The 18,739-nt window shown below is 66.4% G+C and carries 19 protein-coding genes; 13 read left to right on the top strand and 6 right to left on the bottom strand.

Going from position 1 to position 18,739, the window contains the following annotated elements; genetic code table 11:
- The first annotated feature begins 322 nt into the window (after window positions 1-322).
- The 12 genes from AB0280_RS10100 (at window position 323) to AB0280_RS10045 (ending at window position 10,714) form a co-directional block, all read left to right on the top strand.
- On the top strand, window positions 323-1,849 hold the full coding sequence (locus AB0280_RS10100) for an alpha-N-arabinofuranosidase (RefSeq protein ID WP_366367151.1): 1,527 nt from the start codon (window positions 323-325) through the stop codon (window positions 1,847-1,849).
- A gap of 57 nt (window positions 1,850-1,906) precedes the next feature.
- Entirely contained in the window at window positions 1,907-2,494 is a 588-nt protein-coding gene (locus AB0280_RS10095; RefSeq protein WP_307492810.1) for an HhH-GPD-type base excision DNA repair protein, read from the top strand.
- Complete coding sequence (locus AB0280_RS10090; RefSeq protein WP_224024308.1) at window positions 2,494-3,498, top strand: LacI family DNA-binding transcriptional regulator; 1,005 nt, start codon at window positions 2,494-2,496, stop codon at window positions 3,496-3,498. Before AB0280_RS10095 ends, AB0280_RS10090 begins: the two co-directional genes overlap by 1 nt.
- 74 nt (window positions 3,499-3,572) lie before the next feature.
- Window positions 3,573-4,130, top strand: coding sequence for a cysteine hydrolase family protein (locus AB0280_RS10085; RefSeq protein ID WP_366367149.1), 558 nt, complete (start codon window positions 3,573-3,575; stop codon window positions 4,128-4,130).
- 110 nt (window positions 4,131-4,240) lie between these two features.
- The gene (locus AB0280_RS10080; protein ID WP_224024310.1) at window positions 4,241-4,543 is read left to right on the top strand and encodes an urease subunit gamma; all 303 of its coding nucleotides are present in this window, start codon (window positions 4,241-4,243) and stop codon (window positions 4,541-4,543) included.
- Between the two features lie 11 nt (window positions 4,544-4,554).
- Entirely contained in the window at window positions 4,555-4,908 is a 354-nt protein-coding gene (locus AB0280_RS10075; protein WP_307492819.1) for an urease subunit beta, read from the top strand.
- Complete coding sequence (gene ureC / locus AB0280_RS10070; RefSeq protein WP_366367147.1) at window positions 4,905-6,635, top strand: urease subunit alpha; 1,731 nt, start codon at window positions 4,905-4,907, stop codon at window positions 6,633-6,635. The genes AB0280_RS10075 and ureC overlap by 4 nt, the downstream gene beginning before the upstream one ends.
- 34 nt (window positions 6,636-6,669) lie before the next feature.
- Complete coding sequence (gene ureE / locus AB0280_RS10065; RefSeq protein WP_307492823.1) at window positions 6,670-7,155, top strand: urease accessory protein UreE; 486 nt, start codon at window positions 6,670-6,672, stop codon at window positions 7,153-7,155.
- A 207-nt stretch (window positions 7,156-7,362) separates the two neighbouring features.
- Window positions 7,363-8,031: an urease accessory protein UreF gene (locus AB0280_RS10060; protein WP_307492826.1), complete on the top strand. Its 669-nt coding sequence runs from the start codon at window positions 7,363-7,365 to the stop codon at window positions 8,029-8,031.
- 12 nt (window positions 8,032-8,043) lie between these two features.
- A complete protein-coding gene (gene ureG, locus AB0280_RS10055) occupies window positions 8,044-8,658 on the top strand; it encodes an urease accessory protein UreG (RefSeq protein WP_366367144.1) in 615 nt (204 codons plus the stop codon).
- 188 nt (window positions 8,659-8,846) lie between these two features.
- A complete protein-coding gene (locus tag AB0280_RS10050) occupies window positions 8,847-9,677 on the top strand; it encodes an urease accessory protein UreD (protein ID WP_307492829.1) in 831 nt (276 codons plus the stop codon).
- Entirely contained in the window at window positions 9,677-10,714 is a 1,038-nt protein-coding gene (locus AB0280_RS10045; protein WP_307492831.1) for a HoxN/HupN/NixA family nickel/cobalt transporter, read from the top strand. Before AB0280_RS10050 ends, AB0280_RS10045 begins: the two co-directional genes overlap by 1 nt.
- A 57-nt stretch (window positions 10,715-10,771) precedes the next feature.
- Here AB0280_RS10045 and AB0280_RS10040 read toward each other — a convergent pair whose 3' ends face one another.
- Entirely contained in the window at window positions 10,772-12,697 is a 1,926-nt protein-coding gene (locus tag AB0280_RS10040; protein ID WP_307492833.1) for an adenylyl cyclase, read from the bottom strand.
- Between the two features lie 168 nt (window positions 12,698-12,865).
- On the opposite strand from AB0280_RS10040, the gene AB0280_RS10035 reads away from it, so the two are divergent.
- The gene (locus AB0280_RS10035; protein ID WP_307492835.1) at window positions 12,866-13,918 is read left to right on the top strand and encodes a LacI family DNA-binding transcriptional regulator; all 1,053 of its coding nucleotides are present in this window, start codon (window positions 12,866-12,868) and stop codon (window positions 13,916-13,918) included.
- Window positions 13,919-13,947: 29 nt separating this feature from the next.
- Here AB0280_RS10035 and AB0280_RS10030 read toward each other — a convergent pair whose 3' ends face one another.
- The 5 genes from AB0280_RS10030 to AB0280_RS10010 form a co-directional block, all read right to left on the bottom strand.
- Window positions 13,948-14,397 (bottom strand): DapH/DapD/GlmU-related protein, encoded by a 450-nt coding sequence (locus AB0280_RS10030; RefSeq protein WP_307492837.1) that lies wholly within the window; start codon window positions 14,395-14,397, stop codon window positions 13,948-13,950.
- Window positions 14,398-14,488: 91 nt separating this feature from the next.
- Window positions 14,489-15,148, bottom strand: a complete 660-nt coding sequence (locus AB0280_RS10025; RefSeq protein ID WP_159635915.1) for a GntR family transcriptional regulator — start codon at window positions 15,146-15,148, stop codon at window positions 14,489-14,491.
- 119 nt (window positions 15,149-15,267) lie between these two features.
- Window positions 15,268-16,287, bottom strand: a complete 1,020-nt coding sequence (locus AB0280_RS10020; RefSeq protein WP_159634162.1) for a transketolase family protein — start codon at window positions 16,285-16,287, stop codon at window positions 15,268-15,270.
- Window positions 16,284-17,207: a transketolase gene (locus AB0280_RS10015; protein WP_307492840.1), complete on the bottom strand. Its 924-nt coding sequence runs from the start codon at window positions 17,205-17,207 to the stop codon at window positions 16,284-16,286. Before AB0280_RS10015 ends, AB0280_RS10020 begins: the two co-directional genes overlap by 4 nt.
- A 33-nt stretch (window positions 17,208-17,240) precedes the next feature.
- On the bottom strand, window positions 17,241-18,578 hold the full coding sequence (locus tag AB0280_RS10010; RefSeq protein ID WP_307492841.1) for an MFS transporter: 1,338 nt from the start codon (window positions 18,576-18,578) through the stop codon (window positions 17,241-17,243).
- Between the last annotated feature and the right edge of the window lie 161 nt (window positions 18,579-18,739).

The following is an 18,739-nucleotide window of genomic DNA, read 5'->3' as shown; positions in this document are numbered from 1 at the left end:
TGGTGAACGATGCATTGCCGGTCTCACACCCCCCTAGTGAGCCAAGTACCGAGAGCCTGAAGGTCTTGTCTCTGTGAAAAAACCTAATGGGCCTCCGGTCCCCGGTGAATGCGTAGCTGGTACCTGTTTTTTCGATTAGGTAGTACTTGGAGGTTCCGGGTCCTGCGCTGGTTGGAGCGTCGCCGCAGGTGGGCGCGCCGCGGGGTCCTCCGGTCCCGGCTGGAACCTCCCGGCGTCGCCGCAGGCCAAACCCTTGACTCCCGGAGCGGGGCAACAAACAATATCTTCTATAACGTTGTAAAAACTACCCGAGGATATCCCTGTGACCCAGCCACAACCCACCGCAGCCAAAATCACCATCGATCCGTCGTTCACCGTGGGCCCCGTCCGCCGTCGAACGTTTGGCGCGTTCGTTGAGCACCTGGGCCGGTGCGTCTACACCGGGATCTTCGAACCCGGACACCCGGACGCCGATGAGGACGGCTTCCGCAAGGACGTCCTGGAACTGACCCGTGAACTTGGCGTTTCCACCGTGCGGTACCCGGGCGGCAACTTCGTCTCCGGCTACCGCTGGGAGGACGGCGTGGGCCCGGTGGACCAGCGTCCCGCCCGCCTGGACCTGGCCTGGCACTCAACCGACCCCAATACCGTGGGCGTGGACGAGTTCGCCAAGTGGTCGGCCAAGGCCGGCGTGGAACCCATGATGGCCGTCAACCTGGGCACCCGCGGCGTGCAGGAGGCACTGGACCTCGTGGAGTACTGCAACATCGACGGCGGGACGGCCCTGTCCGAGCAACGCCGCAGCAACGGGGCAGGCAACGGCTACGGCATCAAGATGTGGTGCCTGGGCAACGAAATGGACGGCCCCTGGCAGATCGGCCACAAGAACGCCCTGGAGTACGGCCGGCTCGCGGCGGACACAGCCCGCGGGATGCGCATGATCGACCCGGACCTGGAACTCGTGGCCTGCGGCAGCTCCGGGCCCAGCATGCCCACCTTTGGGGAATGGGAGCGCGTGGTCCTGGCGGAAACCTACGACCTGGTGGACCTGATCTCGGCGCACCAGTACTTCGAGGACTTCGGCGACCTGCAGGAACACCTGGCTGCCGGGCACAAGATGGAAGCCTTCATCCGCGACATCGTGAGCCACATCGACCACGTGAAGTCAGTCAAGAAGTCCAGCAGGCAGGTGAACATCTCCTTCGACGAATGGAACGTCTGGCACATGAGCCGCGACGAGTCCAAGGTGCCCACAGGCAAGGACTGGCCGGTGGCCCCCGTCCTGCTGGAGGACACCTACACAGTGGCGGACGCCGTGGTGGTGGGGGACCTCCTGGTCACGCTGCTCCGGAACACCGACCGCGTCTACTCGGCCAGCCTGGCGCAGCTGGTGAACGTCATCGCACCCATCATGACCGAGCCCGGCGGCCGGTCCTGGAAGCAGACCACCTTCCACCCCTTCGCCCTGACCTCCCGGCACGCCTCCGGCACGGTGCTGCAGCTCGCCGTCGAATCCCCGCTGGTCAACGGCGGCACCACGACCGGCTTCGCGGCACTGTCCGCCGTCGCCACCTACGACCCGGACAAGGGTGAGGCCACAGTGTTCGCAGTGAACCGATCGGCCACCGATGCCCTCGCACTGGATGCTGCCGTGGCAGGCCTGGGCGATGTCCGGGTGATGGAGGCCGTGACCTACGCCAACAAGGACCCCTACTGGCAGGCCAGCGCCGACGATTCCACCTCCGTCCTGCCCTCGGAAAACGGCACGGTGAAGGTGGAAGGCGGCCGGCTCACCGCTGAGCTTCCGGCAGTGTCCTGGTCCATGATCCGGCTGGCCGTGGAGGCCTGACCCGGCGAAATTTCCCTGGGGGTGTGCTTATGACGACGGCGGTCCGCAGGTGGGAGGATGGACGGCATGGAACTGCACATCACGGGTGATCCCGCCGCGGACAAGTTGTTGAGTGAGGACGACTTCGCCCTCCTGACCGGCATGCTGCTGGACCAGCAGGTGACGATGGAATCCGCGTTCGCCGGGCCGGAAAAGATCCGGACCCGGATCGGGTCGCTCAAGCCCGGGGCCATTGCGGCGCACGATCCTGCGGCGTTCGTGGAGATGTTCAAGGAACGGCCCGCCGTCCACCGTTTTCCGGGCTCCATGGCTGCACGCGTGCAGGCGCTCGCCGAGGCGGTCCAGAACGAGTGGGACGGTGACGCCGCCGCCATCTGGACCCAGGGCTCGCCGGACGGTGCCGAGGTGCTGCGCAGGCTCAAGGCGCTGCCCGGTTTCGGGGAGCAAAAGGCGAAGATCTTCCTTGCCCTGCTGGGCAAGCAGCGCGGCCTGGAGGCTCCGGGCTGGCGCGAAGCGGCAGGCCACTACGGTGAGGATGGCGCCTTCCTGTCGGTGGCCGACATCGTTGACCCGGAATCCCTGGTCAAGGTGCGGGCCAGCAAGCAGGCTGCCAAGGCGGCGGCAAAGGCAGGAAAAGAACGTTAATGGCAGTCACCATGAATGACGTCGCGAGGGCGGCAGGCGTCTCCCTCAAAACCGTTTCGAACGTCCTGAACGACTATGAATTCATCCGTCCCGCCACCAAGCAACGGGTGCAGGATGCCATCGCGGAGCTGGGCTACGAGGCCAACCTCACCGCCCGCAGCCTGCGGTCCGGCAAGACGTCCATGCTGGGCCTGGTCCTGTCCGACCTTTCCGCCCCCTACTATGCCGAGCTGGCGTCCAGGCTGATGAAGGCTGCCGCCCGGCACGGGTACCGGGTGATGGTGGAGCAGTCCGACGCCGAAGCCTCCGCTGAACTTGGCGCCCTCCAGGGGACCTTCCGGCAGCTCACCGACGGCCTCCTGTTCACGCCGCTGGTGGTGGACGCGGATGCTATTGCCGCGCGGGCGGGCAAAAAACCGGTGGTGATGCTCGGCGAGCACATCGTGGATCCCCGGTTCGATCTGGTGACCATGAAGAATGAGGAAGCCGCGGCTGCGCTGACCAGGCATCTGCTGGCCGGCGGCCGCCGTCGTATCGCCGTGGTGGGAGCGAACGCGGGGGAGTCCGCCGGGACTGCGGGCCTGCGCCTGAACGGGTACCGGAGTGCGCTGGCGGAAGCAGGCATCCCCTTCGACGCCGCGCTCGTGGCACCGGCTGAATGGCGGCGCGATACGGGTGCTGCCGCCGTCGCCGGCCTGCTGGATAAGGGCGTGGAGTTCGACGCCGTCTTCGGGCTGAATGACGTACTGGCGCTGGGGGCCATGCACGAGCTGCTGATCCGCGGCGTCAAGGTGCCGCAGGACGTGGCGGTGGCCGGTTTTGACGACATCGACGAGGCGCGGTTCGCGTCCCCCTCCCTGACCACCGTCTCGCCGGGCATGGATGAGATCGCGGAGCGGTCCATCCATCTGCTGCTGGAGCGGATCGCCGGCAGGGAGCCCTCGGAACAGGGCGTGCACGTGGAAGCCGGGTTCGAACTGAAGGTCAGGGAATCCGCACCCTAGGGTTTCGCCGCGCTCCACGCGGGTAACTTTTCCTCACCACCCGGCCCACCGGTTCAACGAGGAAAGGTGCCCACATGATTGCCCTCCTGGTCATCGACATGCAGAACGCATTCTTCGAAACGCCCGAACTGGCGGCGCAGCAGGACCGGGTGGTCAGTGGGTGCAACCGGCTGCTGGAAGGGTTCAAGGCCGCCGGGCACGCCGCGCTCCTGGTCGGCACCGAACACGAGCGGGACAAGTCCACCTGGACCCTCAGCATGCTCGACGACGACCAGGGCTTCATTTTCCGCGGGAGCGCGCAGGCCCAGTCGGTGCCCGGCCTCATCAAGGAGGACCTGCCCCAGTTGAACAAGACCAGGGACAGTGCCTTCGTGGGAACCAACCTGCTGGCCCGGCTGCGGAACTGGGACGCCGGCGAGGTGGTGCTCGCCGGAGTCTCCACGCACAACTGCATCGCCCAGACCGCAGCCGACGCATTCGCGCACAACATCCGGGTCACCTACGCCAAGGACGCGATGGCCTCCGAAGCCGACCAGGACGCTGCCGACATGCTCCGCATCCTCTCCGCCACTTACCGGCAGCCCATCCAGTCCAGCGACGAGATCCTTGCCCGGCTCAGCGGGGCAAACTAGCCTTCCCACCGTTGGGGCATATCCCCAGCTTTTGTTGATACTCCTGAAACCTGGCGGAAACGTGACCCGCTTACGCTGGCAGCACGCCGCAGGCCGTCGAAGGGAACCCCATGCATCTTATGCCGCGTGAGCAGGAGAAACTCCTGATCGTGGTGGCCGCCGACCTGGCCCGCCGAAGGCAGTCCCGCGGCCTCAAGCTCAACTACCCCGAGGCCGTGGCCATCATCAGCTATGAACTGATCGAAGGCGCCCGCGACGGCAGGAGCGTGGCCGACCTCATGAGCTACGGCACCACCCTGCTCACCCGGGCGGACGTGATGGAAGGCGTGCCGGAGATGATCCACGACGTCCAGATCGAGGCCACCTTCCCGGACGGCACCAAGCTGGTCACCGTCCACAACCCCATCCGTTAAGGAGTGCGGCAATGATTCCAGGCGAGTACGTCCTCCGGCCGGAGCCCGTGACGGCCAACGCGGGCAGGGAGGCCATCGAGGTGGCCGTGACCAACACCGGCGACCGGCCCGTCCAGGTGGGGTCGCATTTCCATTTCGCCGAGGCCAACGCGGCCCTGGCCTTCGACCGCGAGGCAGCTTACGGCCGGCGCCTGGACATCCCCGCGGGAACGGCGGCCAGGTTCGAGCCGGGGGATTCGCGGAGCGTGCGGCTTATTGAACTGGCCGGGTCCCGGGAGGTCTACGGGCTCAGCAACGCGGTCAACGGAAGGCTCGACGGCGGGACGCGCCAACGCGGGCCTGTTACGGAAGGGGACGGCGAGTGAGCTTCGACATTCCGCGCCGGCAGTACGCGGACCTCTACGGCCCCACCACCGGGGACAGGATCCGCCTGGCGGACACCGAACTCTTCCTCGAAATCGAAGAGGACCTCACCGTGTACGGCGAGGAAGTGGTGTTCGGCGGCGGCAAGGTGATCCGGGACGGCATGGGGCAGAACGGCCAGGCAACCCGTGATGAGGACATTCCGGACACCGTCATCACCAACGCCGTGATCCTGGACCACACGGGCATCTACAAGGCGGACGTGGCGCTGAAGGACGGCCACATCTTCCGGATCGGCAAGGCCGGCAACCCGCAGATCACCGACGGCGTGGACATCGTGATCGGCTCGAGCACCGAAATCATCGCGGGCGAGCGGAAAATCCTCACCGCCGGCGGCATCGACACCCACATCCACTTCATCTCCCCGGACCAGATCCCCACCGCCCTGGCCAGCGGCGTGACCACGATGATCGGCGGCGGCACCGGCCCCGCCGAAGGCACCAAAGCCACCACCGTGACGCCCGGAAAGTGGCACATCCAGCGGATGCTGCAGGCCGCCGAGGCATTCCCCATGAACATCGGCCTGTTCGGCAAAGGCCACGCGTCCGCCGTCGAACCCCTCGCCGAGCAGATCCGTGCCGGTGCCATCGGGCTCAAAGTCCATGAAGACTGGGGAGCCACCACCTCCTCCATCGACACATCGCTCCAGGTCGCGGACGAGTACGACGTCCAGGTGGCCATCCACACCGACACCCTGAACGAGTGCGGGTTCGTGGAGGACACCATCCGCGCCATCGCCGGCCGGGTCATCCACACTTTCCACACCGAAGGCGCAGGCGGCGGCCACGCTCCGGACATCATCAAGATTGCCGGCATGCCCAACGTCCTGCCGGCCTCCACAAACCCCACGCTGCCGTACACGCGCAACACCATCGAAGAGCACCTGGACATGCTGATGGTCTGCCACCACCTCAACCCGGACATCCCCGAGGACGTGGCCTTCGCTGACTCCCGCATCCGCGCCGAAACCATCGCCGCGGAAGACGTCCTGCAGGACCTGGGCATCTTCTCCATCACCTCCTCCGACTCCCAGGCCATGGGCCGGGTAGGCGAGGTGATCACCCGCACCTGGCAGGTGGCGGACAAAATGAAGAAGCAGCGCGGGGTGTTGGAAGATGCCGACGGCGGGACGCACGGCAGCGCGGACAGCGACAACTTCCGGCTCAAGCGCTACGTGGCCAAGTACACCGTCAACCCCGCCATCGCGCAGGGCATCGCCGATTCCGTAGGGTCAGTGGAAGTGGGCAAGTTCGCGGACCTGGTGCTGTGGGACCCGGCATTCTTCGGCGTCAAACCGGAACTGGTGCTCAAAGGCGGCCAGATCGCCTACGCACTCATGGGCGACTCCAACGGGTCCATCCCCACCCCGCAGCCCCGGACCATGCGTCCCATGTTCGCCACCTTCGGCAAGGCTGTGCAGCAGTCCTCCATCACCTTCCTGTCCAAGGCCGCGATCGACGCCGGCGTGCCCCGGGAACTGGGCCTGGAAAAGGTCATCCGGCCCGTCTCCGGAATCCGCAACCTCACCAAAGCCGACCTCAAATACAACGACGCCACGCCCGACATCCAGGTGGACCCGGAAACCTACCAGGTGACGGTGGACGGCGAGGACGTCACCTGCGAACCGTCCGACGTGCTGCCCATGGCCCAGCGGTACTTCCTCTTCTAGAACCGCGAAATTCCAAACCCCCGAAAGCAACCACATGATCATCGACAAAGTCCTGGGCAACCTGCACGACCTGCCGGACTCCGACCTCGCAGCCTACGCCGGCCTGCACCGCGAAAAAGTCGTCCTGCCCAGCGCCCAGCTGGTCAAACGCATCCAGCGCGCCACCACCGACCACGGCAAGGAAATCGGCATTCGCCTCCCCGCCGGCTCCGGCGACCTCCGCGACGGCGACATCCTCCACGTCGAAGAAGCCAACATGATCGTGGTGTCCGTCCTGCCCACCGACGTCCTGGTCATCGCGCCCCGCACCTTCCACGAAATGGGCGTCACCGCGCACTCCCTCGGCAACCGCCACCTCCAGGCACAATTCTTCGACGCGGACAGCGAGTACGGGGCGGCCGTCATGGTGTGCGCCTACGACCACACCGTCGAGGACTACCTCATCCATGCCGGTGTGCCCTACTCCCGCCAGGAACGCGTCATGCCCGTGCCTTTTCGCCATGCTGAACACTCGCACTAGTAACCCTGTCGCAGCGCTGCGCGCTCCACGGGTGGTGTCACTTGGGTGCGCCGGCCCGGATTGGGGGCCGTGCCCGTCCCCAGGCGCTCCCAACCCTCGCAAGCTCGGGTCGGGGCCCTCGCGCCAGTGGGCCCCCCACGAGGCCCGCCACGCCGCGGCCCCATATCCCTCGCGTCGCTTGGGTTCGTCGCCTTGGGTGCGCCTTTCGTGAGCGGGTATCAGCTGGCGTTGCAGCAGTTGGTTGACTCTGCTCTTCCTACTGGGGCTTTTGCTCACTCCTTTGGGTTTGAGACGTACCTCGATCGGGAGCTCGTTTTTGATGAAGGGTCTTTCGGGCTCTGGCTCGGTGCCTTCGTCGGCCAGCAGCTGACTTACTCCGATGGGCTTGCTGTTCGGCTTTTGTATGAGGGCGGTGATCTTGGGGAGCTGGATGCTCTCCTCTCTGCCTCTTTGTTGCCACGGCAGGTCCGGGAGGCGAGCGTGAAGATGGGCGGCCGGCTGCTCGAGATTGGGGCTGAGGTGTTTCCCTCGCCTGCGCTGGAACTGTACCGGGACCTGGTGGCCACGGGCCGCGCCGCCGGGCACCAGCCGCTGGCGTTCGCCGTCGTCGCCCGCTCCCTGGGAGTACCGCTGCAGGATGCGCTCGCCGCCTATCTCTTCGCCAACGTCACGTCCCTCACGCAGAACGCCGTCCGCGCCATCCCGCTCGGCCAGAACGCCGGGCAGCGCGTGCTGCGGACAGCGCACGACGACGTCGCTGCCGCCATCGATGCGGTCGCGCACCTTACGCCGGACGACCTCGGCGCCGTCAGCCCCGGACTGGAAATTTCGCAAATGCGGCACGAACGCCAGCGTGCCCGGATGTTCATGAGCTAGTAGGAGGACACCATGACTGAACCCATCAAAATCGGCATCGGCGGGCCCGTCGGCGCCGGTAAAACCCAGCTCGTGGAGCGCCTCACCCGGCACATGAGCGGCGACATCTCCATGGCCGCCATCACCAACGACATCTACACCATCGAGGACGCAAAAATCCTCGCCGCCAACGGCATCCTGCCCGTGGACCGCATCATCGGCGTCGAAACCGGGGGCTGCCCGCACACCGCCATCCGCGAAGACACCTCCATGAACACCGCCGCCATCGAGGAACTCAAAGCCCGGCACCTGGACCTGCAGGTCATCTTCGTCGAATCCGGCGGCGACAACCTCTCCGCCACCTTCAGCCCCGAACTGGTGGACTTCTCCATCTACATCATCGACGTGGCCCAAGGCGAAAAGATCCCCCGCAAAGCCGGGCAAGGCATGATCAAATCCGACCTCTTCATCATCAACAAAACCGACCTCGCCCCGCACGTCGGCGCCGACCTCGCCGTCATGGAACGGGACTCCAAGGAATTCCGTGGAAACAAGCCGTTCTGCTTCACCAACCTCAAAACCGACGAAGGCCTCGAGAAGGTCATCGAATGGATCCGGCACGACGTCCTGATGCTCGACCTGGCATGAGTACGAGGGCGGCAGCAAGTTCCGCGCGTCCGTCACCGGGGCCTGCGCCCGCGGGTGGAAGGGGCCGTGCCCGTCCCCAGGCGCTCCCAATCCTCGCAAGCTCGGATCGGGGCCCTCGCGCCAGTGGGCCCTCCGCGGTGCCCGCCACGCCGCGGCCCCTTCCACCCGCGTCCGCTGATCGGCCCCCGATGGGCGAGCTTGAGCTTCGGGTCGCCGTTCGTGGTCGGCGATCCTTTGCCGAGCATCAGTACCATCGGGGTGCCTTGAGGGTTATGCGGCCGCATTACCTCGATGACTCCGGGCAGGTTTGCTACGTCATCGTGAATCCTGGCGGGGCTTATTTAGGGGCGGACCTTTTCCTGCTCGATGTTGAAGTCCAGGACTCTGCTTCTCTGCTGCTGACGACGCAGTCCGCTACGAAGGTCTATCGGACTCCGGGCTCTTTTGCCGAGCAGCGGATGGTTTTGCGGCTGGGGGAGGGGGCGCGGCTGGAACTCATGCCGGACCAGCTCATCGCCTACCGGGAAGCCAGCTACCGGCAGTGGACGTCCGTGACCCTGCGGCCCTCGTCGTCGCTGGTCATGGCCGAGGTTGTGACGCCCGGCTGGTCGCCCGACGGCGCCGCCTTCCGGTATGAGGAAGTGCGCCTGAGGAACCACATCTGTGTGGAAACCGGGGCGGGGACCGAACTGCTGGCGCTGGACAACCTGCTGATCCGGCCGCCGCTCCACGACGTCACCGGGCTGGGGTTCATGGAAGGCTACAGCCACCTCGGATCGCTGGTGGTGGTGGATCCCAGGGTGGACCAGGCGCTTGCCGACGAACTGCACTTGCTGACCGCTGACCACCGGGCCCTGACCGGCATTTCGCTGACGCGCACTGTGTCGGGGACCACCGGGCTGGTGCTGCGGAGCCTCTCCAACAGCACCGACGAACTGAACCGCCTGCTTCGATCCTGCACGGACCTGCTGCGCGGACGCTGGTACCGCCAGGGACCGCTGGACCTGAGGAAGCACTGATGGCCGGCATCGCCGCGCTCTACCGGGACCGGGACTCGCTGCCGCTCCGGACCCGGGCGCTCTTCACCTTTGGTGCCGTGGCCGCGCTGCACGCTGCCGCCGTCGTCCTTTTGCTTGCCGGAACCCGGACCGGGGGCGGCGGGGCGCTCTCCTGGGGTCTTGTCCTTACCGCCTACCTGGCCGGGGTGAAGCACAGCTACGACTGGGACCACCTGGCCGCCATCGACAACTCGACCCGGAAGTTCGTGGCACAGCGGCAGCATCCGGTGAGCGTGGGCTTCGCGTTCAGCCTGGGGCACAGCTCGGTGGTGACCCTGGCGGGGGTGCTGGTAATCGCCGGTGCGTCCATGGTTGGCGGCCTGATGGAGGACGGTACGGCCGGGAACCTGGTGCTGGGGCTGATCGGCAGCGGTGCATCCGGGCTGTTCCTGCTGGCCATGGGGCTGTTCAACGGCTCGGCCTTCACCCGCTCGGCCGCTGCCTTCCGGCGTTCCCGGGCCGGAGCAGCCATTGATCCCCGCGACCTGGAACCGCAGGGACTGGTGGCGCGGCTGCTGGCCAAACCCCTCGCCAGGGTGCGCCGGCCGCGGAACATCTACGTGATTGGCTTCCTCTTTGGGCTGGGTTTCGATACCGCCACCACCATCGGGCTGCTGATGATGACGACGGCGGCGTCCCTGGCCGGGGTGCCCCCGTTTGCCCTTCTCGCCCTCCCGCTCGCCTTCGCCGCCGCGATGACGCTGTGTGATTCGGTGAACGGGATGGCGATGATGCGGATGTACCGCTCGGCACTGGCGGACCCGGGGCGGAAGCTTGGCTTCAATGCTGTGGTGACGGGCATCTCGGCGGTCTCGGCCCTGTTCATTGCCGTGATCACTTTGGCCGGCTTCTTTCACGCCGCATTCGGTTTGCATGATCCGGTGACGGCGTGGCTTTCATCGATCAACCTGGGCGACGCAGGACTGCTGCTGGTGGCGCTGCTGCTGGCCGTCTGGGGCGGGGCCGCGCTGGCGTGGAGGCAGGCCCGGAACGGATAGGGGCGCGGAGCCGGCATCCACTGCCGGCGCCGCGCCCCCCGTTGTGGTGGGCGGCTCCTAGCCGAAATCGGCCACGTAGCTGGGAACTCCGACGGCGTCCGTGGACACCGGCGCTCCGGTGTCATTGACCACGTGGTCCAATGTCCCGGCGCCAAGATTCACGGTCAGCAGGCTGTGCAGCTTCACGCCGGGCGTCACCGGCACCTCGAAGCCGCGGGTGGCGTGGATGGCGGGGTCCACGTTGTTGTACACATAGCTGCCGCCGCCCCAGAGTTCATGGGTTTTGACGGAGTCCGAGACCTTGTAGCCGGCCCAGCCGAGAATCCCGTCATGCTGCCACGCTGCCTGGTTGGGGGCGTCGTATGGCAGTTCGTTCTGGAAGAAGACCGTTTTGCCGTTTTCGCCGTTCCAGATGACGTTGTACTCCTGGTGGTGCTCCACGAACAGCCCGGTGGCGGTGACGTTGTTGCCGTTGACGATCACGCCGTTCCTGCCGGTGTTGGTGGTCCAACCGACACCGTTCCCGTGGTCTGCGCGCCAGGCCCAGATGTGGTCCAGGAGTACGTTGTCGCTGTTGACTTCCAGGCTGACCGAGGCCTTGCCCACATGGGGCCCGCCGATGCGGAAGAACACATCGTGGAGGGCGGTGGGATTGGCCGGATCGCTGCGGACGGCAGAGTTGGCCGCTCCGCCCCCTGCGCCCGGGATTGCCTTGCCGATGCGCATCAGGGCGGGTGAGTTGACCTCACCGGCATCCACGGTGACGGCAGCAATGTCCACGCCGGGGACATCCGCGACTGTCAGGGGAACCGATCCGTTGACGGCGGAAAGTGTTGCCATTCCAAGTCCAAGCACCACTGTTCCTGCGCGCTTGACCTCGATGCTGCGGTCAATGTCGTAGACCCCGGGGGTAAGGAGCAGGTTCTTTCCACGGGCCAGTTGCGTGTTGATGGTCTGCACTGAATCGCCGGGCGATGCGACGTAGAAGTCGGGCAGCGGGATGCTGCGGCCTTCCGTAGGGCCGTTTTCCCACGTGGTCCCCGCTGAGTCCTGGTGCACGGAGGGCACGAACACGCTGTACTGCCCGGCGGGGTCCACCGTCAGGTAGGGCTTCTCGCGGCTGATGGGAGTCGTGTCCAGGGTGGTGTACGGCGGGTCCGGGAAGGAATCTGCAGGTGCCCCGTTGACGCCCGAGAACACCTGGTTCCAGACTCCGTTGGACCAGCTTCCAATGCTGCTGTTGCGCACCAGGTACTGCTGCTGGGAACCGTTGATGACGGCGCCCGTCTTGGAATCAGCGATGAAGCCGCCGCTGGCGTACTGCGGGCCGGCGGTGCAGTAGTCCATCAGGGAAAGGTTGCCGCCGGTGATGTTGACCCGGCGCATCGGCGAAGCCTGGGAGGCGGCCCAGAAGTTTGCCGAGCTGCGGCAGCCTTCGAGGCCGGTGACATTGATGGTGAGGTTGGACAGGGAGCGCCAGAAGTTGTTCAGGGCGATGCAGTTGTCCGCGGTGAGGCAGCGGTTGTAGACGTCGACGTGTCCATTGATGGTGACGTCGGTGGGTGCAGCACCCAGCCCGGCGACCTCCGTGGAATAGCCCACCTGGACAATCAGCGGCTCCTCGGGGGTGCCGTAGGTGCCGGGCTTGAACAGCAGGGAGTAGCGCTTGGTCCCCATTTCGTCATCCACCTGCTGGGCCGCAATGGCGTCCACGGTGGCTTGGATTTGGGCCACGGGCATGCCGGGATCGAAGACGTACGTGTTGGGCCCGAAAGGGTTTTGCGGGGTCTGTGCCGGCGGCGGTGGCGACGCCGGAGCCTGGACTGCGGGCTGCGCGGCTGAGGGTGCGGCCTGTGCCGGAACGGTCGCGCCGGCGGCGAACAGCCCGATGAGGAGGGCGGTGCTTGCGGCAACGATGCCATGGTGGTGCCGGCGCTGCGGCGGAAGGGGTCTGGGTGCATCAGGGCGTGAGGATAGCGGCATTGCTGGTCCTGTCAGTGGTGGGACTGGACGACCATAACGGCTGCGACAGGCAGCCGGGGTCGAGTGGTGGGAGCGCTCCCGTCGGGGAAGCGTAGCATCGGGTTTTTGTCGGGGCAAGGGTTTCGCGGGAGCGCTCCCACGGAGCGGCGGTGTCGTATTGTCGGTGTAATGAACGAAAAGACCAGCCGGGCCGCTCCGGCCGGCCCCGCGCGGCCCAGCCCCACGCTGGAGGACCTGGCATCGGCCGCTGGGGTGTCCCGCTCCACTGCATCCCGCGCCATCAACGGCGGCTCCAAGGTGAGTGCGCAGGCCCAGGCTGCGGTTGATGCCGCGATCGTGGCACTCGGCTACACCCCAAACCGTGCCGCGCGAAGCCTGGTCACGCGGCGCACGGGTTCGGTGGCGCTGGTCATCCCCGAACCCGACGCCCGGGTCATGATGGACCCGTACTTCGCCGCAGTCATTACGGGAGTCAATGAAGCACTGCGTGAGACGGACCTGCAGCTGGTACTGCTGATGTCCCGGGCCGGCGACGACTCGGCGCGGACCATCCGCTACCTGCGCGGGGGCCACGTTGACGGTGCGATCGTGGTATCCCACCACCGTGCTGACGACTGGGTGGAGACCCTGGGCGCTACCGGGTTGCCCACCGTCTTCATCGGAAGGCCGTGGGACACGGAATCCGGGATTCCCTACGTGGACCTGGACAACGTCGAGGGTGGGCGGCTGGCGGCACGGCACCTGGCGGGAACCGGCCGCACCCGGCTCGCCACTGTCGCCGGCCCCACCGACATGACGGCCGCCGTCGACCGCCTGGAAGGATGGCTGCAGGGGCTCAGGGAAGCCGGCCTTGAGCCCGGACCGGTGATGCACGGGGACTTCACGACGGCGGGAGGTGCCGCCGCTGCCAAGAGCCTGCTGGCCGGGACGCCCGGAGTGGACGGGATATTCGCCGCATCAGACCTCATGGCGCTCGGCGTGGTGGACACTCTTCGCGGAAGCGGGCGGCGGGTGCCCGACGATGTGGCGGTGGTGGGCTTCGACAACCACCCCATCCAGGCGGCAAACGGCCTGGGACTCACCAGCGTGGCCCATCCCGTGGCGGACATCGCGGCTGCGGCCGGAAAGCTGCTGGTCAGCGCCATCGGCAACCCCGGAGAGGCCTGGGAGCCCGTCATTTATCCGGCGGAGCTCGTGGTACGCGGAAGCACTGCGGGCTGACCCCTGAGCTTACGCATGGCGCCCGCAACCTAGGCGGCCAGGCCGCCCTTCGCCTTGCGGTGCGTCCGGTGCCTGGCGGGTGCCAGGCGTGAATGGGCGCCCGCGATAACTTCGCTGCCGTCCGGCACGGTGCTGTCCGAATCCAGGTGCACGCCGTGCTCGATCAGGACGCTGGAGCCAATGCGCGAGTGGCTGCCAATGTGGACGCGGTTGCCGATCACCGTGCCCCGGCCGATGCGCACGCCGTCGCCGATGACCGTCCGGTCACCGATGGTCGCGCCGCGGTCGATCCAGCTGCCGTGTCCAATCCGGCAGCCTGAACCCACCTGCGCGCCGTGCTCAACGTAGGTCATGGGGCCGATCCGGGCGCTCTCCGCCACGCTGGCTCCCGGAGCGATGAGGCCGCCGCCGTTGTCATGGCGGCTGTACCGGGTGACCTTTCCGGCGTCGTCCTCGACTGACACAAACTTTGCGGTCATACCATCCCTCGTTACCACCGCGGTTATTTACCGCGCAGTAGGTTAACGGCCGGGAGGCCGCGAGGATTCCCTGGACAGGGCCGCGAAGGGGCTACGCCACCAGGTTGGCGGCGGCGGTATCCATGTGTTCCAGGATGGTCTTCCGGGCCAGGGTGGCATCCCCGGTGTCGATGGCGCCCACGATGTCCTTGTGGCGGTCAACGCTCATGTTGCTGACGCCCTTTTCCAGGCCCGCGAACATGATGGACATCCGGATGGACCCTTCCAATGACTCCCAGGAGTGGAGCAGGGTTTCATTGCCCGTGAGCCGGCAGAGGGTTCGGTGGAATTCGAGGTCGGATTCGATCCGCTCCTCCAGGCTTCCGTTCGTGGCCTCCGTCATGGCGTCGATGGCTTTGTGGAGGGATTCGGTGACGTGCTGCCGGTCCGGGAGCTCGCAGAGTGTCCGGGCGGCGAGGGATTCCAGGGCGGCGCGGACGGCGTAGATGTCCCGGATTTCCTTTTCGTCCAGGTGGCGGACGGAGAGGCGGCCACGGGGTCCGGCGGACAGCAGGCCCTCCTGTTCCAGCTGGCGGAGGGCTTCGCGGAGCGTGCCGCGGCTGATCTGCAGCATCTCGGACAGTTCGGTTTCCACCAGGTGCCGGCCCGGTTCCAGCTCGCCGCTGGTGATGGCGGTCCTCAGTGCCGAGAGCGCCTGCTCGCGCAGGCTTTTCTTTTCCAGTCCCAGCAGCGGGGCGGTCAGTCCGGCCATGGCTTCTGTCCTCAATGTCATAAGTCGACTGTTTACAGTCGGTAGTGGTTTCGATATTACGGCAGAAAGCACGGCACCGGAGGGGACCGGTGCCGTGCTTTCTGCATTGGTTTCGTGCCCTAGCCGAGCTCGGCGAGGACTTTGGCCACGATGCGGTCCACGGCAAGGCCGTACCGGTCGTGCAGGGTGGGCAGGGCGCCGGCGTCCAGGAACTGGTCCGGCAGCGCCACGGGCACCACGCGCTTGCCCACACCGGCGGTGACGACGGCGGAGGCCACGGTTTCGAACAGCCCACCCACCACGGAGTGGTTCTCCAGGGTGACGGCGAGGCGGTCCGTGTTGATTTCCTTGAGGACGGTTTCGGCGTCGAACGGCTTGATGGTGGGGGTGTGCACGACGGCGACGTCCACGTTGTGTGCCGCCAGGGCCTTGGCTGCCTGCAGGGCGCGCATGGTCATCAGGCCGGAGGAAATGAACACCACGTCGTTGCCGCCGCGCAGCACCTTGGCCTTGCCGAGCTCGAACGTGTAGTCGTACTCATCCAGGACGGTGGGCACGTTGCCGCGCAGCAGACGCAGGTAGGTGGGGCCCTCCGAGACGGCGAGCTGCGGCACGGCCTGTTCGATGTCGATCGAGTCGCAGGGGTCAACGATGGTCAGGTTGGGCATGCCGCGGAAGATCGCCATGTCCTCCGTGGCCTGGTGGCTGGGGCCGTACCCGGTGGTCAGGCCGGGCAGGCCGCCCACGATGTTGACGTTCAGGTTCGGTTCGGCCGCGTCCAGGCAGAGGAAGTCGTAGGCGCGGCGCGCGGCGAACACCGAGTAGGTGGACGCGAAGGGCACCAGCCCCGTCTCGGCGAGCCCGGCGGCTGCGCCGAAGAGCAGCTGCTCGGCCATGCCCATCTGGAAGAACCGCTCCGGGAAGGCCTGGGCGAAGATGTGCATGTCCGTGTACTTGCCCAGGTCCGCGGTCAGGCCCACGATCTTGTCGTTCTCCTGTGCGGCCTTGACCAGGGCATGCCCGAACGGTGCGTTGGAGGTCTTCTGGCCCGGGTCGGCGAACGATGCGATCATCGCCGAGGTCTTCAGCTTCGGCTTGGCCGCTGCTGCGGTGTCGGGGGCCTCGGTAGTGGTGCTCATGCTGAAGCCTTTCCTTCGTAGCCGGCCGTGAGCTGCTCGCGGCAGATCTGCCATTCGTTCTCTTCGATGCGCATGAAGTGCGCCTTTTCGCGGTTCTCCAGCAGCGGCACGCCCCGGCCCACCTTCGTGTCGCACAGGATCACGGAAGGACGTCCGACGGTGGCGGCCTGGGCAGCTGCGTTGTCGAACGCCGCCAGCAGCGCCCCGACGTCGTTCCCGTCCACCCGCTGGGTGTACCAGCCGAAGGATTCCCACTTTTCGGTGACCGGTTCGGTGCGCAGCACCGTGTCCGTCTTGCCGTCGGCCTGCAGGGCGTTGATGTCCACCATGGCGGTGAGGTTGCCCAGCTGGTGGTGGTGCGCGCCCATCGCGGCCTCCCAGGTGGAGCCCTCGTCCAGTTCCCCGTCGGAGAGGAAGTTGAACACCCGGGCGGACGAGCCCTGGTAGCGCAGGCCCAGGGCCATGCCGACGGCGATGGTCAGGCCATGGCCCAGCGAGCCGCCGGAGATTTCCATGCCCGGCGTGTAGGTGGACATGCCGGACATCGGCAGGCGGGAATCGTCCGAGCCATAGGTCTCCAGTTCCTCCACCGGGACGATCCCGGCTTCGGCGAGAGCGGCATAGTGGCCGATGGCGTAGTGGCCGGTGGAGAGCAGGAACCGGTCGCGGGCTTCCCAGTGCGGGTCCTCGGCGCGGAAGCGGAGCTGGTCACCGTAGACGGTGGCGAGCATGTCCGCGGCACCGAGGGCCTGGCCCACGTACCCCTGGCCCTGCACCTCGCCCATGTTCAGGGCGTGGTGCCGGATCCGGTACGCGGCGGCACTGATCTTCTCCAGCCGTTCCGGAGTCACCGCAGTCTGCAGTGCTTGTCCCTGCAGTGTTTGTCCCTGCGGGGCGTCCTGGACGGTATCTGTAGGCATTACTGGCTCCGTGGTCGTGTGCGTGGTGGTCATTCAGGCGTTGACGGTGTTCGGGGTGCTTTTGGTGGCCTCGTCAGCCAGCTCACGTTCCCGCTTGCCCCAGGTTTCCCGGGTGGCGACGGCGGCCCAGAGGCCGATCAGGGCGTACGCGCCGAAGAGCAGCGCGGGGCCCATCCAGCCGAAGCTGACGAACAGCAGCGTGGTGATGAACGGGGTGAAGCCGGACACCATGGCCGAGATCTGGTACGCCAGGCTGGCGCCGGAGGCGCGGGTCTTGGCCTGGAAGAGCTCCGGGAACCAGGCGCCCTGGGCGCCGGCCAGGGAGTTCTGGCATACCGCGTAGGAAATCACGATGGTCAGGATGATGGCGATGAACAGGCCGGTGTTGACCAGCAGGAACATCGGGATGGCGAACAGTGCGGCGAAAGCGGTGGACCAGATGTAGAGCGGGCGGCGGCCGATGCGGTCCGTCATTGCTGCCCAGGCCTGGGTGGCAAAGATGCCAATGGCCGAAGCGATGCAGAGGGCGATCAGGGTCTGGCTCTTGTCCGCCAGGTGCTGGCTGTTGATGTAGGAAATCATGTAGGTGATGGAGACGGCGTAGCCGGCGGTCTCGGCGATGCGGAGGCCGATGCCCTTGACGATGTTGCGCCAGTCCGTCTTGATGACCTCCACGATGGGGGCCTTCACGATGGCGCCGCTGTCCTTGACCTCATCGAACACCGGGGACTCGGGGACCTTGGAACGGATGATCAGGCCCACGATGACCAGCAGGATGCTGGCGAGGAACGGGATGCGCCAGGCGAGCTCGCCACCCAGCTGGACGCTGAACAGGAAGGTCAGGTTGGCCAGCAGCAGGCCCACGGGGAAGCCGGCCTGGACAATGCCGGTGTACTTGCCTTTGGCCTTCCAGGGTGCGTGCTCGTAGCTCATCAGGATCGCGCCGCCCCACTCAGCGCCGAAGGCCAGGCCCTGGACGATGCGGACGAAGACCAGCAGTGCCGGGGCCAGCAGTCCGACTGCCGCGTAGGTGGGGAGCAGCCCGATGGCGAAGGTGGCCAGGCCCATCAGGATGAGGGAGGCGACCAGGACCGGCTTGCGGCCCACCTTGTCGCCGAGGTGACCGCCGATGATGCCGCCAAGGGGGCGGGCTGCGAATCCGACGCCGAGGGTGGCGAAGGAGGCCAGGGTGCCGGTCACGGGATCGCTTCCGGGGAAGAATGCGGTGCCGAAGTACAGTGCGGCAGCGGTGCCGAAGCCGATGAAGTCATACGTCTCAATCACGGCCCCCACGCCGGATCCGATGGCAACTCGCCGGGCGTCCTTGGTGCCGTGGACCGGGCCGCGCATGGTCAGAGCATCTTTGCTCATGGTGGTTCCCTTTCGAAAAGCGGCTGAAGGAGGTCCGCCGCTGTCGACTGTTAACAATTGATGGGATCTAGTGTGACCCAGATCATTCCGACTGTCAACAGTCGACTTTTAGAGTTGACTGTTGACAGTTAACTTCCGTATTGTGGTCCCCATCACTACAG

This window comes from Pseudarthrobacter sp. 902506025 (assembly GCF_040702325.1).
Taxonomy (GTDB): domain Bacteria; phylum Actinomycetota; class Actinomycetes; order Actinomycetales; family Micrococcaceae; genus Arthrobacter.
Note: the sequence above shows the minus strand (reverse complement) of the source record. Positions and strands in the feature narration are given on the sequence as shown.